This is a genomic window from Streptomyces sp. NPDC028910, assembly GCF_055564955.1.
The window spans coordinates 97,141-122,474 of sequence record NZ_JBVHVF010000015.1 but is presented as its reverse complement, the minus strand read 5'-3'; the positions used below and the strand labels follow the sequence as shown (position 1 = coordinate 122,474).

Sequence of the window (25,334 nt, the reverse complement as noted above, 5' to 3'; positions counted from 1 at the left end):
CTCCTCAGGGGGTCGGGCCGTCCGTACCTTCCGGGCCGGCGACGAGGAAGACGTCGGCGAGCGGCGCGGTGTCGGCGCTCGCGCTGATCAGCAGGTCGTACGTGCCGGGGGGCAGCAGGCCGATCTCGAACCGCTGGCGCTCCCGGGGGACCGTGACGGCGCGGTCGACCACCGGCAGGCCGGTGGACCGGCCGGTCACCGTGAGGCGGGCCCGGACCTCTGGCAGTTCGCTCTCGCTGAGGGCGCTGTTGGCGCCGATCTCGCAGACGACGGGTTCGCCGGCGAGGTAGAGGTCGTCACCGAGGTAACTGAACCAGGAGGTCACGGCGGCGCGCAGGTCGTCGATGCGTATGTCGTGCAGGGACTGGAGGATCCCCTTCAGGTGGTCGAGCATCGCGTCCTGGTTCTGCAGGCTCGCGTGCCGCTGCGGGACGAAGGTGCGGGCGTCCTCGGTCCCGGAGAGGGCCGCGGAGAGCTTCGGCACCGTTCCGTCGCCCCCTTCGTCCAGATCCCCGCGGGTCATCAGGGTCTCGACCTTCTCGACCTTCTCGGCCTTCTCGGCCTGGTGGTCGGCGAGCCGGGCCGACTGTCTGGTGGGCTGGTCCATGCCGACGATGGGGTGGTAGACCACCTGGTTGGCTTCCCAGGCGGGGTCCCGCCGGTTGTCGGTGGCCGCGGATTCCATCTCGCCGAAGAAGTCGGTGAGATGGCTGCTCCACTGCGGCTGCCAGCCGGGCAGCCCGGCCTTCGCCGGGGTGGATGCCAGGCCGTCCGCCCCGTACACGCACTTGTAGACGGGCACGAGCTGGTGCAGGGCGGTGAGGGAGCGCAGGAGGCGGGTGAGGTCCTGTTCGAAGGGGCCGATCCGCTTGCGGAAGCCGTTGCACAGGAAATCCACGGCGTTGAGCGAGCCGTAGTAGGGGGTGCCGAAGGTCACGATGGCGCGGGTGTTCTTCCAGCCGCCCAGTACCTCGACGAAGTAGCGGGAGACGAGTCCGCCCATCGAGTGCCCGATCAGGACGAGTTGGGCGGTGGCGTTGCCGCTCGCCTCGCGCCAGTTCCGCAGCCAGGTGGTGCTCTGTTCGGCGAGTCTGCGGGCGGCGGCCCGGTTGTCCCGCCGCCAGTCGTACGGGAAGGGGAAGTAGTTCTGGCCCTCCTTCAGATCGAACTGCGCCAGCAGGAACCTCTCGATCGCCGTGTAGCCGTCGATCTTCCACAGGCCGGGCAGGGTGTGGAGGTCGGGCACCAGCCGGTCGGCGACCACGCCGTCGCCGAGATCGTCCACGCGCCAGTCGTCCTCCCCGAGTTCGAGGGATCTCAGTGAGCCGCCCAGACTCGCCAGCGCGCCCAGTACCGCCGAGGCTGAGGGCGCCCATACGTCCTTGCCGTTCCTGGTCAGTACGCTCCCGGTGATGCCGGGGAGCAGTACGACGACGTCGGCCATCGGGATCCTGGCCATGTGCGGACCTCCTAGCTGCCCCCTGGTCGGTCGAACGGCTCGGGGCGGACGAACGGGTCGGCCGCGTCCCCGTAATGCTGGTAGGCGGCCCAGGAACTCCACCGCTGGGGGCTCGGCGCGGTGTCCGGCCGCCGGCGCCCCGCGGCGCGCAGCTCGTAGAGCCTCTTGCGCGCCGCGCGGACGGCGCCGCCCACCGTCGGCGGCGCCTCACCGGACCCGCCCTCGAACAGGCGCGTGTAGAACTGCTCGGCGAAGGAGATCCCCTGGTCGTCGGGGATCCGCCAGGCCGCCCCGATGTAGTGCCCGACGCCCAGGCGGAGGAATTCGTCGGCGAGGCTCGGTACCAGCGCGGCCTGCGGGTTGCCCCACGGGCTCTGGTCCGCCACGCCGGGCGGTCCGGCCTGCGTACCGGGACCGGTCGCGCCGCCGAGCCGGGCCGTGTAGCAGGCGTTGGCCACGACGATCATGGGCGGCCGTTCGAGCAGTGCCAGCTCCTGGGCGGTCAGCAGGCCGTCCGCGAAGACCCAGCCCGAGCGCCGGCCCGTCCCGGAGACGTCGAAGTCGCTGTGGCCGCAGTAGTGGACGATGTGGTTGCCCCCGCACAGCAGGACCCGCAGGACGTCCAGACGTCTCGCCGGGTCGACGCCCGGATGCCGGGTGGAGTTGGCCGCGCCGACGAAGAGGCTGACCTTCGCCCCCAGGTTCTTGAGGAGGGTGGCCACCGCGAGGGCCTCGACGCGGGCGCCCGGCAACTGGAACCCCTTCTCCGGGTCTCCCGGGTCGCCGATCACCAGAGCGTGCAGCGGTCCGTCCGCCAGCGCCTCGGTCATCACGCGCGAGTAGGTCGTGCGCAGTTGCCGGGACAGCTGGGTGCGGATCGCCAGGGGATCGCGTTTCTCACCGCCGGCCTGCTGGATCTCGGCCAGGAACTCCCAGGGGACGGAGGCGGTGTCGCGGTCCAGTTCCAGCAGCACCGTCGCGTCGTCGGTGAGCAGCCGCTGGAAGTCGGGAGGCACCACGAACCGGGACAGCAGGTCGGGCAGTTCGCGCGCGTCCTCGACGCTCGGTTCGGTCAGCCGGTCCACGAGCTCCCGCAGCAGGTCCATGTCCACGGGGACGAGCCGTTCGGGTACGGTGGCCCGCCCGGTCAGCGCCGCCCAGCGCAGGCCTCCGACACCAGACTGTACGGACATCCGGACGGGCAACGAGGCGTCCGGGGCCTCCGTGGGGCCCCGTACCGTCAAGGTCAGGTCCGTGCGCTCCACTTCGGCCAGGTGGGCCAGCTGTTCGCGGACCTGTCCCTGGATGTGCGGGGCGAAGCCGGCCAGCACGGTGCGCAGGGCTTCCTCCCCGGCCGGCGGGTCCGGGCCGCCCGGCGTTCCGTCGCGGGCGGCCGCGCCCGCGGGCCCGGCGAGCCCGGCCAGCGCCGTCAGGGCGTACACCGCCGCCGAGGGTGCGAACAAGCGGCCGCCGCTCTCCTCGCGCAGCTCCGGGCCAATCCGCAGCTGTGGCAGTTTCGCGGCGGCGTTGGTCAGTGCGAGGCGAAGCTGCTCCGCCCGCAGCCGGTCGACCTCCACGACGAGTACCTCGGTGAGAGCGGGCGGCGGCGCCGGCGGGCCCAGCGACGCCAGGACGCCGGCGAATCCCCTGACGAGGGCACGGGCCGCCTGATGCACGGCCAGGTTGCCCGTACCCGAGCCGATGAGCACCGTCGCCATGGTCCCCACATGGCCGAGCGCGACCACTTCGCCCAGCAGCGAGGCGTACATCTGGACGGCGCGGCGTTCCGTCAGGGTGCCCATCGGTCCCATGCCGACGACGGCGGCGGATCGCACCGGGCCCGGTGTGCAGGGGAAGTACGTGACCTCGCCCAACTGGGCCTCGATCCAGCCGAGCTTGGTGTGCTCGGTGATGAGCGGGCGGGGTCCGCCGGATATGGCGCGGTCCAGTGCGAGTTCCGCGGCGGCGGGCACTACCGACTGGTAGTGCCCGGTGACGTGCAGATCGGCGGCGACCTGCACCAGGTCGCCCCACAGCACGGTGACGTCGAGGACGGGACCACCGGGGCGCGGTGGCTCGTCCGGGGGCGGAGCGGGAGGCGGTCCGGGAGGGTTGGAGGCCGTCGGTACGTCCTCCAGCAGATCAGCGATGCGAGCGGCGGGGGTGCTCACCACGCTCCTCCTTCGAGAGTCGCCCGAGCGTCTCGTTCCGGATGCGTCACCCTCTTCTCCATGATTATCCCACTGTTTCCGGAATGGGCCATGGGTTGCCGATCGACTGCGATCTGTGGTTTCCCGGTGACGCGCGGCTCACGACCGGCGGCGGGAGCGCCCGGCACCGAGGGAGCAAGTCGGGGTCGCACCCCGCGCGTTGCCGTCGAGGGATCATCGGGTTAGATTCCTAGAAACTGATTCTAATTCGAGCGGGGCAGACGCGTGTTAGAGCTGAGGGGGAGCGGGGCCGAGCCGCTGGAGGCGGAGGATCCGCCCCGGATCGGGTCGATTCCGCTGGCGGGCCGGCTCGGGGCCGGAGGCATGGGGCGGGTGTACCTCGGGGTCCACGAGGGCCGCTACGTCGCCGTGAAGCAGCTGCTGGCCTCCGTCGTCGGCGAGGACGAGGACTTCGTGCGCCGTTTCGGGCACGAGTTGGACAACATCGCACGGCTGCCCGCGGATGCCACCGCGCCGCTGCTCGCCAGCGACCGCACCGCGCGGCCCCCGTGGTTCGCCACCGCCTACATCCCCGGGCTCACGCTGCGGGAGGCGATCGGGCTGCACGGCGGCCCGCTGCCCGCGCCCGCCCTGTGGCTGCTGCTGCGGGAGGCGGCGGCGGGCCTGGCCGCGGTGCACGCGCTGGACATGGTGCACCGGGACCTCAAGCCGTCCAACGTCATGCTGACCCTCGACGGCCTCACCCTCATCGACTTCGGTGTCGCTCGCGCAGCCGAACAGAGCCAGCTGACCAGGACCGGCATGGTCGTGGGCACCCCCGCCTACATGGCGCCCGAACAGGCCTCGGGCACACGGCGGTTGAGCGGCGCCACCGACGTGTTCGCGCTGGGCTCGGTCCTCGCGTACGCGGCGTGCGGCCAGCCGCCGTTCGGCGACGAGTCGGGGCACGGTGTGCTGTACCGCATCGTCCACGAAGAGCCCGACCTGGAACCGTTGCGAGAGCTGGAGCCGGATCTCGCCGAGCTGGTCGCGGCCTGCCTCGCCAAGGACCCCGAGGGCCGTCCCACCGCCGCCGAGCTCCTCGAACGCGCCTCTCGGCACGGCCCGTTCAACGCCCCGCTGTGGCCGGCCGCCATCACGGAGCGGCTGACCGAGCGGGCCGCCTTCGCCGCGAACGTGCAGGAGATCGACGTACGAACGGTCCCGCTCGCGCGTGCGAAGCGGGAACCGGAACCGCAGGGGAAACCGGAGGGGAAACCGGCGGACCCGGCGCCGGATCCCACGCCCGCGGCCGCCTCCCGTCCGGAACGGCCCGAGCGCCGCCGCCGGACCCGTGTCTTCCTCGCCGTCGTCCCCGTCGTGGTGGTCGCGGGCGGAACGACCCTCGCCATCCAGCACCTGCCGTACGCGTCCTCGCCGCCGGCCGGGGCCCGGAGCACCCCGCCCTCCTCGGTCACGGCTCCGGCCGACCCGACGGCGTCGACTGCGGGCGCCGGCCCGTCGGGTACGGCGTCGCCCGCGCAGTCGCCCGCCCAGGACCAGGGGCAGGGAGGGACGGGCGGACCCCCGGTCGCGGCCGCCGGGGGCTCCGGAACCGGCCCCGGCGGCGGCCCGCAGACCGGCCCGGGCGGCTCGGGGAGCTCCGGAACCTCCGCGAACGCGGGCGGCACCGGCAGCGCGCGCCCCTCCGGCGGTACGACGTCCGCGGCCCCCACGCCGGCGCCCCCGGCGCCACCCGAATCGGGCACCTACCGCTACCGCAACGGCAACAACAGCAAATGCATCACCCAGGTCTACGGCTCTTCGGACTTCGGCTCGTGCTCCGACTCGACCGCCCGGTGGACTGTGAAGAGCACGTCGGACGGCAGCTTCAAGCTCGTCAACCAGCAGAGCGGCCAGTGTCTGTACTCCAACGGGCTCGGCCAGGCCGTCTTCGTGGGCGACTGCGCCCAGGACATCGGCCGGCTGTGGCGTACGGGGTCGGGCGGCAGCCTCCGCAGCGACTACGGCGGCGGCTGCCTCGACCTGGGCATGAGCAGCGGCCTGGTGACGAAGACCTGCGGCGGGGAGGCGTCGCAGCGCTGGACCCGGCAGACCTAGCTAGGGCGTGGCAGCGGCGGGAGGGACGGCTCGTACAGCCAGGCCGAGAACAGGTCGTCGACGGGCTCGGCCGCGTAGCGGGACACGTGGGCGGTGAAGCCGGCGGTGGTCACCACACCGTGGCGGTGCACGGTGGCCCACTCGCGCAGCATGCGGAAGAACGCACCGTCGCCCAGGGCGCAACGGATGGCGTGCACGGCGAGGCCCCCGCGCTGGTACAGGCGGTCGTCGAACATCAGCTTGCGGCCCGGGTCGGCCAGCCGCAGGTCCTGCGCCTGCGAGGCCAGCAGGCGGTGCGCGGTGGTCGCGAGCTCGTGCGCGGTGCGGCCGCCGGAGCGCTCCGACCAGAGCCATTCGGCGTACTTCGCGAAGCCCTCGTTCAGCCAGATGTGCCGCCAGTCGGCGATGGTCACGCTGTTGCCGAACCACTGGTGCGCGAGCTCATGGGCGATGAGGCGCTCCGAACCCCGTGCGCCGTCCACGTGGTTGGCGCCGAAGAGGGACAGGCCCTGGGCTTCCACCGGGACGTCCAGTTCCTCGTCGGTGACGACCACCGCGTACTCGCCGAAGGGATAGGGGCCGAACAGTTCCTCGAACAGCCGCATCATGGCGGGCTGTCGGGCGAAGTCTCGGGAGAACCGCGGCAGCAGGTGCGCCGGCACGTGGGCGCTCTGCGGCACGCCACCGAGCCCGGGGTCACCGAGCAGCACCGTCTGGTACATGCCGATGGAGAGGCCGACCAGGTAGCTGGAGGTCGGCGCGGACTGCTCGTACACCCAGGTGGTCGTGCTGGCCTTCGCCGTCCGGGTGAGCAGCCGGCCGCCGGCCACGACCGTGTAGGCGGACGGCGTGTTGACCGAGATGTGGTACGAGGCCTTGTCGGCGGGCCGGTCGTTGCACGGGTACCAGGAGGGCGCGCCGACCGGCTGGCTGGCCACCAGCGCGCCGTCGGTCAGTTCCTCCCAGCCGAGGCCGCCCCAGGGGCTGCGCACGGGCTTCGGGTTGCCCGCCCAGTGCACTTCCAGGGTGAAGGCGGCGCCGGCGGGCAGCGGCTTGGCCGGCCGGATCCGGAGCCTGCCGCCGCGGTGGGTGTAGTGCGGCGCCCGGCCGTCGACCAGGACGCGGCCTATTTTGAACTCGGCCAGGTTCAGGTGGAACTCGGTGAGCGGGGCCCGCCCGGCGATCGCACTGAGCCGGGCCGTCCCGGTCAGCCGGTTGGGGCCGGGGCGGTATTCCAGGGCGAGTTCGTACCGGTGCACGCGGTAACGGGGGTCGCCGTTGGCCGGAAAGTAGGGGTCCGATGCCGCTGTCTTCTGGCCGTTCACTGCCGCTTCCGCTCCCTGCGCCGTGCTCGTAGCGGCTACCGCCACGCCTCGATCGGATTGCCCAGCCAGCGGGTGTCGGCGGGGACGGATTCCCCGGCCATCACGAGAGAGGCGGGGCCCAGTGTGCTGCGGGCTCCGACCGTGCTCCCGGGCAGGACGATTCCACCCGGGCCCAGGGTGGCGCCCTCGCGGAGGACCACAGTATCCGTCCTCAAGATCCGGTCGTGGAAGAGGTGCGTCTGCAGCACACAGCCACGGTTCACGCTGACCCCGTCGCCCAGTACGACCAGGTCCGTCTCGGGCAGCCAGTAACTCTCGCACCACACGCCCCGGCCGATCCGGGCGCCGAGGCCGCGCAGCCACAGGGCCATCAGCGGCGTGCCGGGCACCGATCCGGCCAGCCACGGGACGGCCAGTACCTCGACGAAGGTGTCGGCCAGTTCGTTGCGCCACACGAAGCCGCTCCACAGCGGGTGCTCCCCCGCCCCGTGCCGGCCGACCAGGAGCCACTTCGCGGCCACCGCGACCACGCACGCGGCCACACCGGCGGCGAGCAGGGTCGCTCCGGACAGCAGCGCGGCTCCCCAGATCCCGAGCGCGCTCGCCGTGCTCAGCGCGCAGAGCGCCGCCAGGGTCAGTACGGCCAGCGCGGCCGAGCAGAACACCGGGACGAGCCGGCACAGCTCCACCAGGCCGCGCGCCCACAGCAGGCGCGCGGGCGGGTCGTAGGTCCGGCTCTGGTCGGCGTGCGCGGCGGACCGCGGCAGGCGGACCGGCGGCAGGCCCAGGTACGAGCTGCCCTTCTTGGCCTTCTTCGGAGTGGCGGACAGTACGCCGACCAGCCCGTCGTCCGGCACGGTGCGGCCCGGCGCGGTCATTCCGGAGTTGCCGAGGAACGCCCGGCGGCCGATCTCGGAGTGTCCGATCCGCATCCACCCGCCGCCGAGTTCGTAGGGCGCGGTCAGGGTGTCGTCGGCGAGGAACGCGCCTTCGCCGACGGTGGTGAGGCTCGGCAGCGCGAGCACGGTGGACACCTCCGCGCCCCGGCCGATCTTCATGCCGAGCAGCCGCAGCCAGACGGGGGTGATCAGCCCGGCGTACAGCGGGAAGAGCGTTTCCCGGGACAGGTCCATCAGCTGGGTGACCGTCCAGGCCTGCCAGCCGACCCGGCTGTGGGTCGGGTGGCTGCCCGTACGCAGCCCGAGGCTGAGCAGGCGTACCGAGACCAGCAGGAGCAGCGCGTACGCGCATCCGAAGGCGAGCGCCCCGGGCACCACGGCGAGCAGCGCTCCGCCCAGTGCCCCGGCGAGCCCGTCGCCGGCGGGCACGAACCGGCTGACCACGAACAGGGCGGGCAAGGTGGCGAGCACGGGCAGGGCCGTGAGCCCTAAGCCGGTCACCCCGTACGCGGCGCGCCAGTGGACGGAACGCGGCGGGCGCTCCTCGGGCCAGTTGTGCTTGGCCTTGCCGAGCTTGCCGGCGGGCGCTCCGGCCCAGCGTTGGCCGGTCGGGACCTGCCCGACGACGGCGGAGCCGGGGGCCACCTCGGACCGCTTGCCGACCCGCGCGCCCGGGAAGAGGATGCTGCGGGTGCCGACCACCGCGCCCGCACCGACCTTGACGGGGCCGATCTCGAGCCGGTCCCCGTCCAGCCAGTGCCCGGAGAGGTCCACCTCGGACTCCACGGCGCAGCCGCGGCCGAGCTTGAGCAGGCCCGTGACCGGCGGCAGCGAGTGCAGGTCCACCTCGGGGCCGATCTTGGCGCCGAGGGCCCGGCCGTAGCGCTGCAGCCAGGAGCCGGTGAGGGAGGTCGCGCCGGCGTACTCGGCCAGCCGCTCCGCCGTCCACAGCCGCAGATGGACGCTTCCGCCGCGCGGGTAGCGTCCTGCCTTCACCCCGCGCAGCAGCAGCCGGGCGCCGCCGGCCGCGATCGCGAGGCGGCCCGGCGGGCTGAAGAGCAGGACCGCGCCGGCGGCGACGAGCCACCAGGAGGCGGTCGGCGCCCACGGATAGGGCCCGAACCGGTGCAGGACGTTGCCCAGTGCCAGCAGGGCCACCGTCCAGCGCAGGCCGACCAGGGTGAACAGCGGGAGCAGCAGGAGCGACTGCGTCACCTGGGTGCGGAGCGGAACCGGCGCGACGGTCCGGGCCGGGCCGTCGTCCCGTACGGACTTCTCCAGCCGGCGGGCCAGCTTGCGCAGGGTGGGCTGCTGGTAGATGTCGAGGACGGCCGCGCTCGGGTAGCGGGTGCGCAGCCGGGTGGTGAGCTGGGCGGCGGCGAGGCTGTTGCCGCCGATCGCGAAGAAGTCGTCGGCTGCGCCGGTGACGGCCACTGCGAGGGTCTCGCTCCACTGCTCGGCGAGCCAGGCCTCGGTGCCGTAGAGCTGTTCGGTGGGGCCGGTGGTCTCCGGTTCGGGCAGCGGCCAGGGCAGCGCGTCCCGGTCCACCTTGCCGGAGGTACGGGTCGGCAGCTCGTCGACCGGTGCGAGCAGGGGCACGAGCGCCGCGGGCAGCTCGGCGCGCAGCCGCTCGACCGCCGCCGCGTGGTCCCAGCCCTCCTGGGTGACCAGGTAGCCGACGAGCAGCTGGTTGCCGCTGCGCGCGGTGCGTACGGCGGCGGCTGCGCCGGCGACGCCGGGCAGGGCCTGCAGTGCGGCGTCCACCTCGCCCAGCTCGATCCGGCGGCCGCCGAGCTTGATCTGCTCGTCGGCGCGGCCGAGGAAGACGAGCCCCTCCGGTTCCGCGCGGACGAGGTCACCGCTGCGGTAGGCGCGCTGCCAGCCGAGTGATTCCAGGGGGGCGTACTTCTCGGCGTCCTTCTCGGGGTCGAGGTAGCGGGCCAGGCCGACGCCGCCGATCACGAGCTGGCCGCTGCCGCCCATCGGCACCGGCTCACCGGACTCGTCGACCACGGCCAGTTCCCAGCCGTTCAGGGGAAGGCCGATCCGGATCGGTTCCTCACCGGTGAGGAGTGAGGCGCAGGCGACGACGGTGGCTTCCGTGGGGCCGTACGTGTTCCAGACCTCTCGCCCCTCGGTGACCAGGCGCTGGGTCAGCTCGGGCGGACAGGCCTCGCCGCCGAAGATCAGCAGCCGGACCTCGCCGAGGTCCTCGGGCTCCCACAGCGCGGCCAGGGTCGGGACGGTGGAGACCACGGTGATCTCCTGTTCCACCAGCCAGGCGCCGAGGTCGGCGCCGCTGCGCACCTGGGAGCGCGGGACGGGCACGAGACAGGCGCCGTAACGCCAGGCCAGCCACATCTCCTCGCAGGAGGCGTCGAAGGCGACGGACAGTCCGGCCATGACCCGGTCGCCGGGTCCGATCGGCTCCTCGGCGAGGAACAGCGCGGCCTCGGCGTCCACGAAGGCGGCGGCGCTGCGGTGGCTGACGGCGACGCCCTTGGGCTTGCCGGTGGATCCGGAGGTGAAGATGATCCACGCGTCGTGCTCGGGGCCGGGGCGCGCGGCGGAGGTCCGGACGTCCGCGACGCCGGTGACGTCGACGCCGGTGACGTCGACGCGCCGCCCGGCGCCCAGCACCGCCCGCACCCCGGCCTCGCCGAAGACCAGCTCGGCCCGCTCGTCCGGGTCCTCGGCGTCGACCGGTACGTAGGCGGCGCCCGCCGCGAGTACGGCCAGGACGGCCACGTACAGCTCGTTGGTCCCGGAAGGCACGCGTACGCCGACCCGGTCACCGAGTCCCACTCCGGCGGCCGCGAGGGCGCGCCGCCAACGCTCGACCTCGGCGGCCAGTGCCCGGTAGGTCAGCGGGGAGGTGCCGTCGTCCAGGGCGAGTTCGTCGGGGTACGCCCGTACGGAGGCCTCCAGGATGTCGACGAGGGTGCGGGCCGGGGCGGCGGGTCCGGCGGAGAAACGGGCGGATTTGCCGGAGTCCTCGGGCATCTCCCCGTCGTCGAGCAGAGTGGGTTCACCGCGCTCAGGTGTGGCTGCCATCGGCCCTCGCGTCTCGTTCCCGGCAACGTCCGGGTCGCCGGCGGAGCCCGGGTGTGCCCGGGTTGTTCCGGCCCAGCGCCAAACAACCCGCCAGTCTAGTGCGCCATCAAGGGTTTTCTCATTGAAGACTTGCGCGTGGCCGGGAACGGACGGCCGCTCAGTGCTCCGCGGTGTAACGGATCCTCGCCCACACCGGGAGCACGAACCAGCACAGGAGGTACCAGGCCAGGACTCCGGCCACCAGCCATGGCACGAGTGTGTCGTCGGCGGCCACCCGCAGGATGAGGAGGAGGGCCGCGGTGGAGGTGGCCAGCAGCAGGACGAGGCCCACGAAGGTGAGGCGCGAGGCCCATGCCACCGCCTCGGGTTTGATGCGGCGGCCGGAGACGATGCGGTGGAAGGCCACGGGCCCGATGAGGGCACCGGTGGCCAGGGCGCCGAGCACGACGGTGACGGTGTAGATCGTTCTGTCGGTTTGCGGAAGCTCGTGGAAGAGGGGGGTGAAGGCCACCGTCAGCAGGAAGCCGAAAAGGATCTGCACGCCCATCTGGGCGACACGGATCTCCTGGATCAGCTCCTGCCACTGCCGGTCCGCGCGCTCTTCCGCGCTCTCGTTTCGTCCGTCGCGAGCGTCAGACATGCCATCTCCCTGGGATCGTGTCCACATGGTGCCCGCCCCCGTACCACTGCGCACCTTCCCCGGGTGGGCGCTGCGACGCGTGGTGGCTTCCGCGTCAGGGCAGTCCTACCGTGGAGGCACAACAGACCCTGGAGCGCGCCATGCGACTGTCTCCGTTCGGGCGGCTGCGCAGTGCGATCCGCCGCTCGCGGGCCGGGCGCCGGTGGGGCCGGGTCCGTGAGCTTGCGCTGTGGCAGCGTTCGCTGGGATTCGCGGCGCTCGGGTTCCTGACGCTGGTCCCGCTGCTGATCGTCATCTCCGCGGCTGACGCGGGCGGTGAGAAGGGGTTCGCGCAGTGGCTGGGGGACGGGCTCGGCGTCTCGGCGCCCGCCAGGCAGGAGATCGAGCGGTTGTTCGCCCTGCCGGGCGAGGTGTTGCGGACGACGACGGCGTTCGGCCTCGCCGTCCTCGCCGTGTTCGGCCTCACCTTCGGCGCGGTGCTGCAGAGCGGCTACGAGAGGATCTGGGACCTGCCCCCGGCCCGCTGGTGGGCCCGGTGGAGGCACGTGGTGTGGCTCGCCGTCCTGATGGGGGTCCTCTACCTCTCCGCGCTCACGCCCCTGTGGCGCGAGCACCCGGCCCGCGGCGGCGTCACGTGGCTGAGCGGCACCCTGTTCTTCTGGTGGTCCCAGCGGATCCTGCTCGGCGGCCGGGTCGCGTGGGCCGCCCTGCTGCCCGGGGCGGTGTCCACCATGCTGGGGCTGCTCGCGCTCAGGATCTTCTCCCGGCTCGTCTTCTCTCCGCTGATCGCCTCCAGCGCCGTCACCTACGGCCCGTTCGGAACGGTCCTCGTCATCGAGTCATGGCTCGTCGGCGTGGGCGTCGTCGTGTTCGGAGGCGCGCTGGCGGGCCGGCTGCTCCACGACGAACTGCTCCGCGTGGCGCACGAGCTGAAACGGCGGGCGTGAGGCCGAAGCCCGTCGAGCGCGCCGGTCCGGTGCTACGTCCCGGTGCGCCCCGTGCGGGAGGCGGGAGCCGCACTCCCCGGGACGTCGGCGAACGGGCTGTCGTCGAGGTTGCTCAGCAGGTCGGCCGGGTTCCGGTACACGGCGCGGGCCCCGGCTTCCTCGAGGTCCCGTTGCGGGATTCCACCGCAGAGCAGGGCCACGGACACGACCTCGGCCCTGGTGGCGGCCTTCATGTCCCACACCGTGTCGCCGACGAAGACGGCGTCGCGCGCGGCCGCGCCGACGAGGTCGAGGGCATGGGCCACCGGATCCGGCGCCGGTTTGCCCTCGCTGACGTCGTCGGAACTCGCGGTCGCCGTGATGGCGTCGTCGGCGCCGATGGCCCTTCTCAGTGCGCTGAGCTCGGTACTGCCCGCGGAGGTGACCAGCACCACGCGCCAGCCCCGGCGGTCGAGCTCGCGCAGCAGATCGGCGGCGGAGTCCAGGCTGGGCAGCCGATCGAAGTAGGTGCCGTAGAGCGTGTCGTGCGCCGCGCTGAGCGTGCCGTCCGCCTCCGGGTCACGGTCGTCCCCCAGCAGATGGGCGATCAAGTCCTCACCCGGAAGGCCGATCGCCCGGTGGATGTCATGCATCGCCACCGCGTGGTCGGCTTGCCGCAAGGCCTCCCACCAGCACGTGACGTGCAAGTGGTTGGTGTCGGCGAGGGTCCCATCGACGTCGAACAGAGCGGCGCGGATCATCTCGGCCTCCACCGGGGTCGGACGTTCTTACCAGCGCTCCACGTGTGCGGCGCCTACCCGCGCTGCTCGCGCCCACTCCCGCGCCTCCTGGAGGAGGTTTCGACGGGCGCCGGACGGGTTAGGGGTCTCCCGTAATGGAGGGGATCCCGGCCGAGAGCCGCCGGAGCGAATGAGCGAGGTCCTCCGTGAACAATTCCCCTGCCGATACGGTCGGCGGACTCCCTCCACCGGAAAACCTGAGCCCGCCCACGATCACCGACGGACACCTCCCGAAGGACCACACGCAGGCGATTCTGGAGGTCACGAAACGCGTCGCGGCACTGCTGAAGCAGTCCGGGCAGCCGTTCGCCCTCGCCGGCAGTGTGGCGGCGTTCGCGCACGGCGTGCCGGCCCGCTTCCAGCACGACACGGACTTCTGCGTGCGGCCCGAGGACGCCGAGGCGGTGATCGAGGCCCTGGAAGCCGGCGGCATCAGCATGCGCAGGGCCCCGGAGGACTGGCTGGTCAAGGGCAGCACCGGCGGGGAGGTGATCGACCTGATCTTCGAGCTCGCCCGGCGACCGGTCAGCAAGGAGCTGTTGGAGCGGGCGAGCGTGAAGGCAGTGGACTCCGTCTGGATGCCGGTCCTCTCCCCCACCGACCTCATGGACAGTCGCCTGGCCGCGCTGTGCGAGCACTACTGTGACTTCGGCGATCTGCTGCCGATGGCCCGGATGCTGCGCGAGCAGATCGACTGGGACCGCCTGGACCGGGCACACCGGGACGCCCCGCTGCCCGACGCCTTCCTGTACCTGCTCGAACGGCTTCGCGTCATCGACAGCAGGAAGGTGACGTCATGACGTCCGTGGAGCACATCGAGTACCGCCTCGCGCACCTGCGCGACCGGCTGGCGCGCGAGGACATCGCCGAGCTCGGTGTACGGACCGAGGCGCGCGGCTCCTGGGCGATGATCTGGGGCAGCGTCACCAGCGCCGAATCCCGGGAGGTCATCCTGCGGATCGTCGAGGAGGAACTGGCGGGCGTCCCCTGGCACGAGGACCTGACCGTGAACAGTACCGGCCCCCCCGATCACGCAGAGGAGCTGTCGTGATCCGCATCGCGGCTGTCGGAGACATCCACCTCGGACCCGGCAGTGCGGGCACGCTGCGACCGGCCTTCGACACGCTCGGGGACTGCGCGGACCTGCTGTTGCTGGCCGGTGACCTGACCCGGCACGGCACCGAGGAGGAGGCGCGGGTGGTGGCCGGCGAAGTCGCCGGGTTGCCGGTTCCGGTCGTCGCCGTCCTCGGCAACCACGACTACCAGAGCGACCTGCCGGACGTCGTCACCCGCGAACTGGTCGAGAAGGGCGTCCACGTCCTCGAGGGCGACGGCGTCATGCTCGACGTCCGTGGGACCACGGTGGGCGTCGCCGGTACCAAGGGGTTCTGCGGAGGCTTCGCCGGTCGCAGTGGGAGCGAGTTCGGGGAGCCGCAGATGAAGGCGTTCATCCAGTACTCCCGGGCCTGCGCGGACGGGCTGGGCCGGAGCCTGCGTGAGCTGGGCGACGGGGGAAGCGCGCTGCGGGTGGCGCTCACGCACTTCTCCCCGGTGCCGGACACTCTCGCGGGTGAGCCCCTGGAGATCTATCCCTTCCTCGGCAGCTACCTCCTCGCGGAGGCCATCGACGGTGCGGGAGCGGACCTCGCCGTGCACGGGCACGCCCACCTCGGCACGGAACACGGGATGACGGCCGGCGGGGTGCGCGTGCGTAACGTCGCCATGCCCGTCATCGACCGTGCCTTCGCCATCTACCACCTCTCCCCGGAGGCCACCGCCCCCTCGGAACCGTGATCGGCGGGGTGACGGATAGAACGACCCGGCCGGGGTAGCCGCCTCTTGACCCCAGCCACACCGTGCCCGGCCTTCACGAGCACGGTCCATCCGGGAGGTAGCGGATGCCCACTGCGGCCCTGACCACGGGAACGACCCCGGCGAAGCTGTTCGTACCGCCGGGCGTCTACCGCCCCCAGGCGGACACCAGGCTGCTCGCCGAGGCCCTCTCGCGCGAGGAACTGGAACCGGGCACGGACGTGATGGACATCGGCACCGGGACCGGCGCGCTCGCACTCCTCGCCGCGGCCAAGGGAGCCCGGGTCACCGCGGTCGACGTCTCCTGGACCGCGGTCCTCGCGGCCCGCGTGAACAGCGTCCTGCGGCGCCTGCCGCTTCGAGTCCTCCACGGCGATTTCGCGGCCCGCACTGGTGGCCGGCGCTTCGACATGGTCCTGGCCAACCCGCCGTACGTCCCCTCACCGCACTCCGGCCTGCCGGCGCACGGCGCCGAGCGCGCCTGGGAGGGCGGCCTTGCCGGTCGCCAGGTCATCGACCGGATCTGCGCGGGGGCCTCGGCCCTGCTGCGCCCCGGCGGAGTCCTGCTGATGGTGCACTCGGCCATGTGCGGGGCCCAGACCACGGTGGAGCACCTGGAAGGGGCCGGTCTCCCGGCCCGGGTGACGGCACGGGCCCGCGTTCCCTGGGGTCCGGTGCTGCGCTCGCGCCGCGCCTGGCTGGAGGAACAGGGCCTCGCCGACGACGGCGAGGGCTGGGAGGAACTGGTGATCGTCCGTGCCGAGCACCCCTAGCTCCACCGAGGGCCCTGGTGCCCCGCGCTCCGCGTGCCGCTCCGCCCGGCGGGTCGTCGTGGACCCGGAAGGCCCCGTCCTGGTCGAGGGTCCGGTGGAGGTCGTCCTGGAGGACGGCACGGTAGCCCGCTCGGACCGCTTCCTCGTCGCGCTGTGCACCTGCCGCCGCAGCCGCGCCTACCCCTGGTGCGACACCAGCCACCGCCCCCGCGAACGGCCCGCCCCCGAGGACAGGAATTTCCGAGGACCGCGCCCGCCCAGGCCGCGCCCGCCCAGGCCGCCACCTCCCCCGGCCCCGCACTCGTCCAGGGACGGGGCGAACTCTCCTCTGCCGTGGTGGAGGCCCTGCGGACCGGCCGGCCGCCCGCCCGCACCACCGGATCCGTCCTGAAGGCCGATCCATGGGACGAGGACCTCCAGCTCGCCCTCTATCTGCTGTACGAACTCCACTACCGGGGCTTCGAGGGCGTCGACGACGACCTGGAATGGGATCCGGACCTGCTGCGGCTGCGCCAGGCACTGGAGACGCGGATGCTCCACGCCCTGCGGACGGACCTGGGAGACGCGCCGCGGTCCGTCGACGACGCCCTCGCGCCCCTCCTCGTCGAGCCCGTCGACCTGACACAGAGCCTGAGCCGCTACCTCGAGACCGACGGCGAGCTCTGGCAGCTGCGCGAGTACGCGGCCCTGCGGTCCCTCTACCACCTCAAGGAGGCCGATCCCCACGCCTGGGTCATCCCCCGCCTGTCCGGCCGGGCCAAGGCGGGCATGGTGGCCATCGAGTACGACGAGTTCGGCGCCGGCCGCGCCGCCGACATCCACGCGCGGCTCTTCGCCGACCTCATGGCCGACCTCGGCCTGGACACCACGTACGGCCACTACCTCGACCACGCCCCCGCGCCCCTGCTGGCCACCGTCAACCTGATGTCGCTCTTCGGCCTGCACCGGTCCTTGCGCGGGGCGCTCGTGGGTCACTTCGCCTGCGTCGAGGTCACCTCCTCGCCCGGCTCGCGCCGTCTCGCCAAGGCGATGCGGCGGTGCGGGGCGGGGCCCGCGGCCGAGCACTTCTACGCGGAGCACGTGGAGGCCGACGCCGTGCACGAACAGGTCGTCCGCCACGAGGTGATCGGCGGCCTCCTCGCCGACGAGCCGGCGCTGGAGCCCGACGTCGCGTTCGGCTGCGCGGCGACGGTCCTGCTGGAGGACCGGCTGAGCGCCCGTATCCGTGGGGCGTGGGAGCGGGGGCGATCCGTACTGCGCTCGCCTCTGCCGGCCCGGTGACGCGCCGCCCGGCCTGCGGATGCCCGCGGACAGCGGCAAGCTGGTGTGTGAACTGTCACAGAAAGGACTGAACGTCATGAGCAAGGCGAAGGCGAAGGCGAAACAGGTCAAGGGCAAGATCAAGGAAACCACCGGCGAGGCCATGGACGACCAGCGCATGAAGGCGGAAGGCACCGCCGATCGCCTGGCGGGCAAGGCCGAGGAAACGGCGGAGAAGGCCGCGGACCGCCTGAAGAGGTCCAAGCGCTGAACCGGCCGACGTCACCGGCGCCCGGGGGCGGTGCGAACGCGACCACCCCCGGGTGCGCCCATGTGCCCGTACCGGGCCGGACACCGGAACACGAACGCATGCTCGAATGCACGCATGCACGCACGGAGGTGCCCGCATGACCGAACCGATCGAACCGACCCAGCCGGCCGAACCGGGCGAACCGATCGAACCGGCCGCGCCGGAGCCGGAGGGACCCGGTCCCGTCCCCTCGATGCCGGATCCGGTCCCCCGCGACCCGCAGCCGCCCGAACCGGTCGAGAGGCCGCCCGCCCCCGGCCCGGACCCCGGCCAGGAACCGGTACCGGAGCCGCCCGACTAGCCTGGGAGGGTCAGGGCACGGCGACCGGGTACACACCGGGCGGGAACCACGACGGCCCCGCCGCGCCGCTCGCCGTTCGCACAGCCCCCATCCGTCGGAGGACACTCATGGCACGCAGGACGCGTGATACCGCGGACCCCTTCCATACGAAGTCCCTCGTGGACACATTCGAGATTCCCGACGATCCGCTCGGAGTCAGCACCTCCGACGCCCGGACCCTGTCGGTCGTGCTCTTCAGGCGCCTGAACACCTTGACCGAGGGCACGCCGGAGTACTCGTACGTACGCAACACGCTCGTGGAGCTGAACCTCAGCCTGGTGAAGTACGCGGCCAGGCGGTTCCGCAGCCGCAGCGAACCCCTTGAGGACATCGTCCAGGCCGGCACGATCGGCCTGATCAAGGCCATCAACCGGTACGACGTGGAGCGCGGGGTCGAGTTCGCCACCTTCGCCGTGCCGACCATCACCGGCGAGATGAAGCGGTTCTTCCGGGACACCAGCTGGTCCGTGAAGGTCCCGCGCCGCCTCCAGGAGCTCCGGCTGGACATCGCGAAGTCCGGCGAGGCGATGGAGCAGCGGCTGGGCCGGACGCCGACCGAGCACGAGCTCGCCCAAGGCCTCGGCATCACCGATGCCACGCTGGCCGAGGGCCGGCAGGCCGCCAACGGGTACGTCGCCGGGTCCCTCAGCGCCCCCGTCGACCAGGAGGCCGAAAGCGGCGCGCTGACGCGCTCGCTGGGCGCGGAGGAGGAGGCGTACGAGCGCATCGAGGACCTCGCAACCCTGAAGCCCCTCATCAGCGCCCTCGGCGACCGCGAGCGGCGGGTCCTCTCGCTGCGCTTCGGCGAGGAGCTCACCCAGGCGGAGATCGGCGACCGCCTCGGCATCTCGCAGATGCACGTGTCGCGGCTGCTCGGCCGGATCATGAGCAGACTGCGCGCCGGGCTGCTGGAGGACGCCGACGGCGGCGCCGTCGACCGATAGTCCCTGCCCGCTACGACGCCCGCTCGCCCGCTCGCCCGCTACGACGACACGGACTGCGGTCCCCGGCTCTCCGGGGACCGCGGTGGCGAGTCGACTTCCAGCCACACGCACTTGCCGTCCTCGGTCGGCACCGAGCCCCAGCCCCGGGCGAGCTTCTCCACGATCAGCAGCCCGTGGCCGCCGGGCCGGGCCGGGTCGGACCCGGGCCGGGGCGCGGGGGCGACCGGGTTGCCGTCGGCGACCTCGATGCGCAGCCTCTCGTCCGTGCAGTCCAGCAACAACGTGCGCGGTCCGCCCGCGTGCAGGCAGGCGTTGGCCACAAGCTCCGACACCAGGAGCAGGACGTCTTCCGCGTGCTCGCGGGCGGTCGACATCCAGTGCCATTCGCTCAGCGCCTCACGGGTGAAATCACGGCAGCGGGTGACGACGTCCGTCGTGTCACGCAGCAGGAGGCGCCGGATCTGGTCGGGAGGCCGTGGCTTCATGTGCGTCCCTCCGTCACGCGTGCCGCTGGTCGGCCAGCGCGTGTGCCACATCGGTGTGCACGGGGAAGATCTCGTCCGCGCCGGTGATGCGGAACATGCGGGCGACGGGCCGGCGCAGGCCGGCCAGCTCTAGGCGGCCACCCGCCTCACGGACCGCGAGGCGACTGTGCAGGAGCACGTTCAGCCCCGTGGAGTCACAGAACCGCAGGCCGGAGAAGTCCACCAGTAGTCTTCGGGCCCCTGCGGAGAGGGCCGCGTCGAGCGCGGCTCGCAACGGTTCGGCGGTGTCGTGGTCGAGCTCTCCGCTCAGCGCGAGGACGACCACGTCGTCCACGGGTCGCACGTCGACGGCGAATCGGCCGCCGTCCGGCGGTGAGGCCATCGGGAACCACCCCTTCTCGGCTCGCGGTGGACGCGCCTCGTGAGGCATCCCACGTCCGCGGCGCTGTACGTGTGCCCATCGGGTTCCTCGACCCGGGACCGGTGCCGGCCGCTTCGGCCGGCTCCGCACGGCGCCTACCCGGACGCGTAGGGCTCAATCCGGCCCGTCGGACCCGGTGCCCACGGCGGGGAGGCCGGCGCAGGCCGGGCACAGGCCGCGATAGGTGACCTCCACCTCGGACACCGTGAAGCCGAACCGGCCCTCCGCCGGGAGGCCGGCCAGCGGATTGCCGGTCGGGTGGACATCGCGGATGAGGCCGCAGCCGGAACACACGAGGTGCTGGTGGGGGTGGTGCGCGTTGGGGTCGTAGCGCTTCGCGCGGCCGTCGGTGGTGACCTCCAGGACCTCGCCGAGGGCGACCAGCTCGCCCAGCGCGTTGTAGACGGTGGCCCGGGAGATCTCCGGCAACCGCTGAGCCGCGCGGGCGTGCACCTCGTCGGCCGTGAGGTGCACGTGGTCGCCGTCGAGGACCTCGGCGACCACCCGCCGCTGGGACGTCATCCGCCAGCCACGTCCTCGCAACCGGTCGAGCAGGTCACTCATGTCGGCTCACCTCTTCAGGTTCGACGGCGGGTACTCGAAGTTTATCGGCCGACATCCGGAATCCGATTGATTATCGGCTTAGTGTCCTTCTTGACTTGGATTCCGTCCATCGTAGGATCGGTGGCGCTGACGACCCGTCCGGGACGGTGACCAACTCGGCGCCGCGGAGACCGACGACGCCGAGCCCATGCACGGGAGTCTCGCCCCGACTGTTCCACCGCATTGAGTTCCTGCACCGCGATCCGCCTGGTACGGAAGGATTCCCATGTCCGAGAACCATGATGCAATCGTCGTAGACGCGAAGTCCGAGGGCGGAGGTGGCTGCCCGGTCGCGCACGAGCGTGCCCCGCACCCGACGCAGGGCGGTGGAAATCGCCAGTGGTGGCCGGAGCGGCTCAACCTGAAGATCCTCGCCAAGAACCCCGCCGTCGCCAATCCGCTGGGTGAGGAGTTCGACTACGCCGCTGCGTTCAAGAGCCTCGACCTCCCGGCGGTGAAACGGGACATAGCGGAGGTGCTGACGACCTCCCAGGACTGGTGGCCCGCCGACTTCGGCCACTACGGCCCGTTCATGATCCGGATGGCGTGGCACAGCGCGGGCACCTACCGGATCAGCGACGGCCGCGGTGGCGCCGGGGCGGGCCAGCAGCGCTTCGCCCCCCTCAACAGCTGGCCGGACAACGGCAACCTCGACAAGGCTCGCCGCCTGCTGTGGCCGGTCAAGAAGAAGTACGGCCAGAGCATCTCCTGGGCCGACCTGATGATCCTCGCCGGCAACGTCGCCCTGGAGTCGATGGGCTTCGAGACCTTCGGCTTCGGTGGCGGTCGTGCGGACGTCTGGGAGCCCGACGAGGACGTCTACTGGGGTCCCGAGACCACCTGGCTCGACGACGCGCGCTACACCGGCGACCGGGAGCTGGAGAACCCCCTCGGCGCGGTCCAGATGGGCCTCATCTACGTCAACCCCGAGGGCCCGAACGGCACCCCGGACCCGCTCGCAGCGGCGCGCGACATCCGTGAGACGTTCCGCCGGATGGCGATGAACGACGAGGAGACGGTCGCCCTGATCGCCGGCGGCCACACCTTCGGCAAGACCCACGGCGCGGGCCCCGCGGAGAACGTCGGCCCCGACCCCGAGGCCGCCCCGCTCGAGGCGCAGGGCCTCGGCTGGAGCAATTCCTTCGGCACCGGCAAGGGTGGTGACGCGATCACCAGCGGTCTCGAGGGAATCTGGACGAACACCCCGATCACCTGGGACAACAGCTTCTTCGACATCCTCTTCGGCTACGAGTGGGAGCTGTTCAAGAGCCCCGCCGGCGCACACCAGTGGCGGCCGAAGGAAGGCGCCGGGGCGGGCACCGTGCCCGACGCCCACGACCCGTCGAAGAGCCACGCCCCGACGATGCTGACGACCGACCTCTCGCTGCGGTTCGACCCGGCCTACGAGCAGATCTCCCGGCGCTTCCACGAGAACCCGGCCGAGTTCGCCGACGCCTTCGCGCGCGCCTGGTTCAAGCTGACCCACCGCGACATGGGCCCGGTCGTGCGCTACCTCGGCCCGGAGGTGCCGGCCGAGACGCTGCTGTGGCAGGACCCCCTCCCCGAGGTCACGCACGAGCTCGTCGACGCCGCGGACATCGCCTCCCTCAAGGGCCGGGTCCTCGCCTCCGACCTGACGGTCTCCCAGCTCGTGTCCACCGCGTGGGCGGCGGCCTCGTCCTTCCGCGGCAGCGACAAGCGCGGCGGTGCCAACGGCGCGCGCATCCGCCTCCAGCCGCAGAGCGGGTGGGAGGTCAACGAGCCCGACCAGCTGGCGACGGTGCTCCGCGTCCTGACGGGGATCCAGGAGTCCTTCAACTCCGCCCAGAGCGGCGGCAAGCGGATCTCCCTCGCCGACCTGATCGTGCTCGCCGGCGCGGCCGCCGTCGAGCAGGCCGCCAAGGACGCCGGTTTCGACGTCCAGGTCCCCTTCACGCCGGGCCGCGCGGACGCGTCGCAGGAGCAGACCGACGTGGAGTCGTTCGCGGCGCTGGAGCCGACCGCCGACGGGTTCCGCAACTACCTCGGCAAGGGCAACCGCCTGCCGGCCGAGTACCTGCTGCTCGACCGGGCGAACCTGCTGACCCTGAGCGCCCCCGAGCTGACGGTCCTCGTCGGTGGCCTCCGCGTCCTCGGCGCGAACCACCAGCAGTCGTCGCTCGGCGTCCTCACCACGACCCCCGGGTCCCTGACGAACGACTTCTTCGTCAACCTGCTCGACCTGGGCACGACGTGGACGGCGACGTCCGAGGACGCGAACGCGTTCGAGGGCCGCGACGCCGCCACCGGCGAGGTCAAGTGGACCGGCAGCCGCGCCGACCTCGTCTTCGGATCGAACTCGGAGCTGCGCGCCCTCGCGGAGGTCTACGCGAGCGACGACGCGAAGGAGAAGTTCGTGAAGGACTTCGTCGCCGCGTGGGACAAGGTCATGAACCTCGACCGGTTCGACCTCGTCTGATCCTGACGTCCAGGTCCGGGTCGGCCCGCATCGGCCGACCTGGACGTTCTGCCTGGGCCAGCACGCCCAGAAGTGACGGAGTGATCCGCCGGCCGGGCGGGGGCGGCGGGTCAGTGGCCGAGGAAGGTCAGTCGGACCTGGCGGCGGGGGTTGTCCCGGTTGGTGTCCACCAGGGTGACCGACTGCCAGGTTCCCAGCTCCAGCGTTCCGTCGATCACCGGAAGCGTCGCGTGGGGCGGGACGATCGCGGGCAGTACGTGGTCCCGCCCGTGCCCCGGGGACCCGTGCCGGTGGCGCCAGCGGTCATCGGCCGGCAGCAGGGACCCCAGGGCCGTCAGGAGGTCGTCGTCGCTGCCCGCCCCCGTCTCGATGACGGCGAGGCCCGCGGTCGCGTGCGGTGTGAAGAGGTTGAGCAGTCCACTGCGGCCCCGCGCCACTTCCCCGAGGAAGGCGGCGCAGGCGTCGGTCAGATCGTGGACGGTCTCCCGGTCCCCGGTCGTCACGTCGATGGTGCGCGAAACGAAGGTGTCGGCCATGGCTCCATCCTCGTGCCGGGGCTCCCCGCAGGCGCGCAACCACGGCCGGTGTCGGCCGGCCCGGCCCGTCCCGGCCCGGCCCGCCTACGATGATCACGGTGTGAGGATCGGTGAGGGGGAACCAGCGGTGCCCGACCTTTCGGTGGTCGAGGTGAAGGCCTTGACGGAGAAGCTCGTCGCACTCGATGTGTCGGCCGGGGCGCGATGGGCGGTGGGAGCGGCCCTGGCGGCGGTTCGCACGGCCGGCCGCAGCCGCCCGGTGCGCGGGGGCGAGGAGCGGGCCGCGCTCGCCGAGCTGTTCCAGGTCGCCGCGTGGATCGCTTTCGACGCCGAACGGCACGGCGTCTCTCAACGGCTCCACCTGCGGGCCCTGGAACTGGCCCGAGGAGGCCGGGCGGTCGAACCGGCCGCCGTGGAACCCCTCGTCCTCGCGGTGCTGGCGATGCAGGAGGAGCATCTGGGCCGGCCCGGGAATTCGCTGCGGATCGCCTCCTCCGTGCTGGCCCGCGAAGGACTTCCCGGCCGCGTCGCGGCGATCTTCCACGTGCGCGCGGGGCGGGCCCTCGCCCGCCTGGGGCGGGGACCGCAGGCCGGGCGGGCCCTGCGCACCGCCGCCGAGCTCCTCGCCGACCGGCCCACGGACCGGGACCCGTCCTGGGCCTGGTGGTTCGACCAGCCGGAACTGGACGGCCACCACGGTCTGGCGCGGGCCGCGCTGGGGGACCTGGAGGTGGCGGCCGCCCTCCTCCACGGCGCGGCGCACGCCGATGGTGACGGCCCCGCCTACCGTGTGCTGTTCGCCGCGGAGCTCGCCCGGGTCCTGGCCCGGGCAGGTGACTGGCAGGAGGCCGACACGGCCATGTCCACCCTGGTGGAGGCCGTCCCCGCCGTCGGATCCGTACGTGCGCTGCGGGCGATGGACCGGGCGGCCCGGCTCGTCGGACACGGCCGCCGTGTGCCACGCCGTACCCGCGACACCGCCCGGCACCTCGCCCTGGCGGTGCGCGACACCGCTGCCGCCTGCGCCGCTGCCCGCCCTACGCCTCCGGTGCCGCCCCGGTCAGGCCCGTGACGTCCTGTACGTGCCGCAGGCCGGGCACGGCGAGTACGTCGTTCAGCTGCTGGAAGATCTGCCGTGCGGCGACGGCGTTCCAGTCGGCGGGGAGCAGCTCGGCGGGCAGGCCGGGGTCGAGGTAGGGCAGGCGGCGCCACTGGGTGAGCATCGGGACGTAGTGGCGGAACGCCTCGGCGCCGTCGATGTCGCGCTCTTGCGTCAGTCCCGCGGCGACGGGTCCGTACGCGTGGGTGAATCCGGCGTACTGCTCCTCGATCGCCGGGAAGTCCCACCACGAGCTGACCGTCTCGGGCAGCTCGCTGAAGGCGGCGTAGTCGGCGGCGAAGAGGTGCACGTAGTCGCTCAGTCCGAGCCGCACGAGCATGTCGCGGGCGTCACCGAGGAGGCGGCCGGGCGCCAGCCACACGCCGGGGGCGATGTTGCCGAATCCCAGCCAGGTCAGCCGGGTGCGCAGCTGGTAGCGGTAGGAACGCTCGGACTCCGGTACGGAAAACACGGCCATCGCCCAGCCGTCGCTCAGCTTCGCCGGTTCCAGGCTGCCGAAGATGCGCCGGTCGCCCTCGTCGAAGACGGGTCGTGCGGCTGCGCTGAGCCGGTAGCCGGTGGCGCCGCGGCGCTCCGGTTCGAGGACGCCCTTCTTCTTGAGCCGGGAGATCGCCGAGCGCGCCGCCGGGCCGTCGACCTCCAGTTCGGACATCAGGGTGATCAGGTCGGCGACGGAGATCCAGCCCCCGAGGCGGCGCAGGAACGCCCCGTACACCGTGTTGATCAACGAGCTGGGCCTGAGGGGACTGTCCGCCATGATCGCCTTCCGTCGTACGCGGTGGCGATCCTACCGAGGCGGGTGAACGCGGCTCCGTCCAGGTCGGCGTGGGGGGGGGGGGGGGGGGGGGGGGGGGGGGGGGGGGGGGAGGGTGCGGGGGGGGAGGATGTTTTCGTATTG

At 72.4% G+C, this 25,334-nt stretch carries 23 protein-coding genes and 1 pseudogene; 13 read left to right on the top strand and 11 right to left on the bottom strand.

Features of this window, described 5'->3' with window-relative positions:
* Positions 1–4 precede the first annotated feature (4 nt).
* Positions 5–1,459: an alpha/beta hydrolase gene (locus tag ACZ4TV_RS19735; RefSeq protein WP_468135960.1), complete on the bottom strand. Its 1,455-nt coding sequence runs from the start codon at positions 1,457–1,459 to the stop codon at positions 5–7.
* Between the two features lie 11 nt (positions 1,460–1,470).
* Positions 1,471–3,630, bottom strand: coding sequence for a CHAT domain-containing protein (locus tag ACZ4TV_RS19730; RefSeq protein WP_468135959.1), 2,160 nt, complete (start codon positions 3,628–3,630; stop codon positions 1,471–1,473).
* Positions 3,631–3,894: 264 nt separating this feature from the next.
* On the opposite strand from ACZ4TV_RS19730, the gene ACZ4TV_RS19725 reads away from it, so the two are divergent.
* A complete protein-coding gene (locus tag ACZ4TV_RS19725; protein WP_468135958.1) occupies positions 3,895–5,730 on the top strand; it encodes a serine/threonine-protein kinase in 1,836 nt (611 codons plus the stop codon).
* Here the strand turns inward: ACZ4TV_RS19725 and ACZ4TV_RS19720 are convergent.
* The 3 genes from ACZ4TV_RS19720 to ACZ4TV_RS19710 all read right to left on the bottom strand — a co-directional run bounded on the left by ACZ4TV_RS19720 (position 5,727) and on the right by ACZ4TV_RS19710 (position 11,648).
* Positions 5,727–7,055 carry a M1 family metallopeptidase gene (locus ACZ4TV_RS19720; RefSeq protein WP_468135957.1) on the bottom strand — a complete coding sequence of 443 codons (1,329 nt, stop codon included), beginning with the start codon at positions 7,053–7,055 and terminating at the stop codon, positions 5,727–5,729. The genes ACZ4TV_RS19725 and ACZ4TV_RS19720 overlap by 4 nt on opposite strands.
* Before the next feature lie 35 nt (positions 7,056–7,090).
* Positions 7,091–11,008, bottom strand: coding sequence for a Pls/PosA family non-ribosomal peptide synthetase (locus ACZ4TV_RS19715; protein WP_468135956.1), 3,918 nt, complete (start codon positions 11,006–11,008; stop codon positions 7,091–7,093).
* Between the two features lie 157 nt (positions 11,009–11,165).
* Entirely contained in the window at positions 11,166–11,648 is a 483-nt protein-coding gene (locus ACZ4TV_RS19710) for a DUF6328 family protein (RefSeq protein WP_468135955.1), read from the bottom strand.
* A gap of 140 nt (positions 11,649–11,788) precedes the next feature.
* Here ACZ4TV_RS19710 and ACZ4TV_RS19705 point away from each other — a divergent pair, with 140 nt between their 5' ends.
* Entirely contained in the window at positions 11,789–12,595 is an 807-nt protein-coding gene (locus tag ACZ4TV_RS19705; protein WP_468135954.1) for a ribonuclease BN, read from the top strand.
* Between the two features lie 32 nt (positions 12,596–12,627).
* Here ACZ4TV_RS19705 and ACZ4TV_RS19700 read toward each other — a convergent pair whose 3' ends face one another.
* Positions 12,628–13,335: an HAD family hydrolase gene (locus tag ACZ4TV_RS19700; RefSeq protein ID WP_468135953.1), complete on the bottom strand. Its 708-nt coding sequence runs from the start codon at positions 13,333–13,335 to the stop codon at positions 12,628–12,630.
* A gap of 185 nt (positions 13,336–13,520) precedes the next feature.
* Between ACZ4TV_RS19700 and ACZ4TV_RS19695 the strand changes: the two genes are divergently transcribed.
* The 9 genes and pseudogenes from ACZ4TV_RS19695 (at position 13,521) to ACZ4TV_RS19655 (ending at position 18,813) form a co-directional block, all read left to right on the top strand.
* On the top strand, positions 13,521–14,174 hold the full coding sequence (locus ACZ4TV_RS19695; protein WP_468135952.1) for a nucleotidyltransferase family protein: 654 nt from the start codon (positions 13,521–13,523) through the stop codon (positions 14,172–14,174).
* Positions 14,171–14,425 carry a hypothetical protein gene (locus ACZ4TV_RS19690; protein WP_468135951.1) on the top strand — a complete coding sequence of 85 codons (255 nt, stop codon included), beginning with the start codon at positions 14,171–14,173 and terminating at the stop codon, positions 14,423–14,425. The genes ACZ4TV_RS19695 and ACZ4TV_RS19690 overlap by 4 nt, the downstream gene beginning before the upstream one ends.
* A complete protein-coding gene (locus ACZ4TV_RS19685) occupies positions 14,422–15,168 on the top strand; it encodes a metallophosphoesterase family protein (protein ID WP_468135950.1) in 747 nt (248 codons plus the stop codon). Before ACZ4TV_RS19690 ends, ACZ4TV_RS19685 begins: the two co-directional genes overlap by 4 nt.
* Positions 15,169–15,272: 104 nt before the next feature.
* Positions 15,273–15,959 carry a HemK2/MTQ2 family protein methyltransferase gene (locus tag ACZ4TV_RS19680; protein WP_468135949.1) on the top strand — a complete coding sequence of 229 codons (687 nt, stop codon included), beginning with the start codon at positions 15,273–15,275 and terminating at the stop codon, positions 15,957–15,959.
* Positions 15,943–16,176: pseudogene (locus ACZ4TV_RS19675) on the top strand (CDGSH iron-sulfur domain-containing protein); the annotation flags it as partial. The gene ACZ4TV_RS19680 and the pseudogene ACZ4TV_RS19675, both read left to right, overlap by 17 nt.
* A 116-nt stretch (positions 16,177–16,292) precedes the next feature.
* The gene (locus ACZ4TV_RS19670) at positions 16,293–17,240 is read left to right on the top strand and encodes an iron-containing redox enzyme family protein (protein WP_468135948.1); all 948 of its coding nucleotides are present in this window, start codon (positions 16,293–16,295) and stop codon (positions 17,238–17,240) included.
* Between the two features lie 76 nt (positions 17,241–17,316).
* The gene (locus tag ACZ4TV_RS19665; RefSeq protein ID WP_468135947.1) at positions 17,317–17,490 is read left to right on the top strand and encodes a CsbD family protein; all 174 of its coding nucleotides are present in this window, start codon (positions 17,317–17,319) and stop codon (positions 17,488–17,490) included.
* 136 nt (positions 17,491–17,626) lie between these two features.
* Positions 17,627–17,830, top strand: a complete 204-nt coding sequence (locus ACZ4TV_RS19660; RefSeq protein ID WP_468135946.1) for a hypothetical protein — start codon at positions 17,627–17,629, stop codon at positions 17,828–17,830.
* Positions 17,831–17,937: 107 nt separating this feature from the next.
* Positions 17,938–18,813 (top strand): SigB/SigF/SigG family RNA polymerase sigma factor, encoded by an 876-nt coding sequence (locus tag ACZ4TV_RS19655; protein WP_468135945.1) that lies wholly within the window; start codon positions 17,938–17,940, stop codon positions 18,811–18,813.
* 38 nt (positions 18,814–18,851) lie between these two features.
* Here the strand turns inward: ACZ4TV_RS19655 and ACZ4TV_RS19650 are convergent, their stop codons facing one another.
* From ACZ4TV_RS19650 to ACZ4TV_RS19640, 3 genes are all read right to left on the bottom strand, one after another.
* A complete protein-coding gene (locus ACZ4TV_RS19650) occupies positions 18,852–19,298 on the bottom strand; it encodes an ATP-binding protein (protein ID WP_468135944.1) in 447 nt (148 codons plus the stop codon).
* 13 nt (positions 19,299–19,311) lie between these two features.
* Positions 19,312–19,680, bottom strand: coding sequence for an STAS domain-containing protein (locus ACZ4TV_RS19645; protein ID WP_468135943.1), 369 nt, complete (start codon positions 19,678–19,680; stop codon positions 19,312–19,314).
* A 153-nt stretch (positions 19,681–19,833) separates the two neighbouring features.
* Positions 19,834–20,283, bottom strand: coding sequence for a Fur family transcriptional regulator (locus tag ACZ4TV_RS19640; protein ID WP_468135942.1), 450 nt, complete (start codon positions 20,281–20,283; stop codon positions 19,834–19,836).
* A gap of 265 nt (positions 20,284–20,548) precedes the next feature.
* On the opposite strand from ACZ4TV_RS19640, the gene katG reads away from it, so the two are divergent.
* Positions 20,549–22,780: a catalase/peroxidase HPI gene (gene katG / locus ACZ4TV_RS19635; protein WP_468135941.1), complete on the top strand. Its 2,232-nt coding sequence runs from the start codon at positions 20,549–20,551 to the stop codon at positions 22,778–22,780.
* 110 nt (positions 22,781–22,890) lie between these two features.
* Here katG and ACZ4TV_RS19630 read toward each other — a convergent pair whose 3' ends face one another.
* Positions 22,891–23,316 (bottom strand): YjbQ family protein, encoded by a 426-nt coding sequence (locus ACZ4TV_RS19630; protein WP_468135940.1) that lies wholly within the window; start codon positions 23,314–23,316, stop codon positions 22,891–22,893.
* A 127-nt stretch (positions 23,317–23,443) separates the two neighbouring features.
* Here ACZ4TV_RS19630 and ACZ4TV_RS19625 point away from each other — a divergent pair, with 127 nt between their 5' ends.
* Positions 23,444–24,388, top strand: a complete 945-nt coding sequence (locus ACZ4TV_RS19625; protein WP_468135939.1) for a hypothetical protein — start codon at positions 23,444–23,446, stop codon at positions 24,386–24,388.
* Here the strand turns inward: ACZ4TV_RS19625 and ACZ4TV_RS19620 are convergent.
* Complete coding sequence (locus ACZ4TV_RS19620; protein WP_468135938.1) at positions 24,354–25,193, bottom strand: PaaX family transcriptional regulator; 840 nt, start codon at positions 25,191–25,193, stop codon at positions 24,354–24,356. The two genes, ACZ4TV_RS19625 and ACZ4TV_RS19620, sit on opposite strands and share 35 nt — an antisense overlap.
* Positions 25,194–25,334 lie beyond the last annotated feature (141 nt).

Coding starts and splice junctions, on each gene's coding strand:
- katG (WP_468135941.1), top strand. CDS start 20,549: ATGTCCGAGAACCATGATGCAATCGTCGTAGACGCGAAGTCCGAGGGC.
- ACZ4TV_RS19640 (WP_468135942.1), bottom strand. CDS start 20,283: ATGAGTGACCTGCTCGACCGGTTGCGAGGACGTGGCTGGCGGATGACG.
- ACZ4TV_RS19645 (WP_468135943.1), bottom strand. CDS start 19,680: ATGGCCTCACCGCCGGACGGCGGCCGATTCGCCGTCGACGTGCGACCC.
- ACZ4TV_RS19680 (WP_468135949.1), top strand. CDS start 15,273: ATGCCCACTGCGGCCCTGACCACGGGAACGACCCCGGCGAAGCTGTTC.
- ACZ4TV_RS19690 (WP_468135951.1), top strand. CDS start 14,171: ATGACGTCCGTGGAGCACATCGAGTACCGCCTCGCGCACCTGCGCGAC.
- ACZ4TV_RS19700 (WP_468135953.1), bottom strand. CDS start 13,335: ATGATCCGCGCCGCTCTGTTCGACGTCGATGGGACCCTCGCCGACACC.
- ACZ4TV_RS19710 (WP_468135955.1), bottom strand. CDS start 11,648: ATGTCTGACGCTCGCGACGGACGAAACGAGAGCGCGGAAGAGCGCGCG.
- ACZ4TV_RS19715 (WP_468135956.1), bottom strand. CDS start 11,008: ATGGCAGCCACACCTGAGCGCGGTGAACCCACTCTGCTCGACGACGGG.
- ACZ4TV_RS19705 (WP_468135954.1), top strand. CDS start 11,789: ATGCGACTGTCTCCGTTCGGGCGGCTGCGCAGTGCGATCCGCCGCTCG.
- ACZ4TV_RS19650 (WP_468135944.1), bottom strand. CDS start 19,298: ATGAAGCCACGGCCTCCCGACCAGATCCGGCGCCTCCTGCTGCGTGAC.
- ACZ4TV_RS19665 (WP_468135947.1), top strand. CDS start 17,317: ATGAGCAAGGCGAAGGCGAAGGCGAAACAGGTCAAGGGCAAGATCAAG.
- ACZ4TV_RS19620 (WP_468135938.1), bottom strand. CDS start 25,193: ATGGCGGACAGTCCCCTCAGGCCCAGCTCGTTGATCAACACGGTGTAC.
- ACZ4TV_RS19660 (WP_468135946.1), top strand. CDS start 17,627: ATGACCGAACCGATCGAACCGACCCAGCCGGCCGAACCGGGCGAACCG.
- ACZ4TV_RS19630 (WP_468135940.1), bottom strand. CDS start 23,316: ATGGCCGACACCTTCGTTTCGCGCACCATCGACGTGACGACCGGGGAC.
- ACZ4TV_RS19655 (WP_468135945.1), top strand. CDS start 17,938: ATGGCACGCAGGACGCGTGATACCGCGGACCCCTTCCATACGAAGTCC.
- ACZ4TV_RS19735 (WP_468135960.1), bottom strand. CDS start 1,459: ATGGCCAGGATCCCGATGGCCGACGTCGTCGTACTGCTCCCCGGCATC.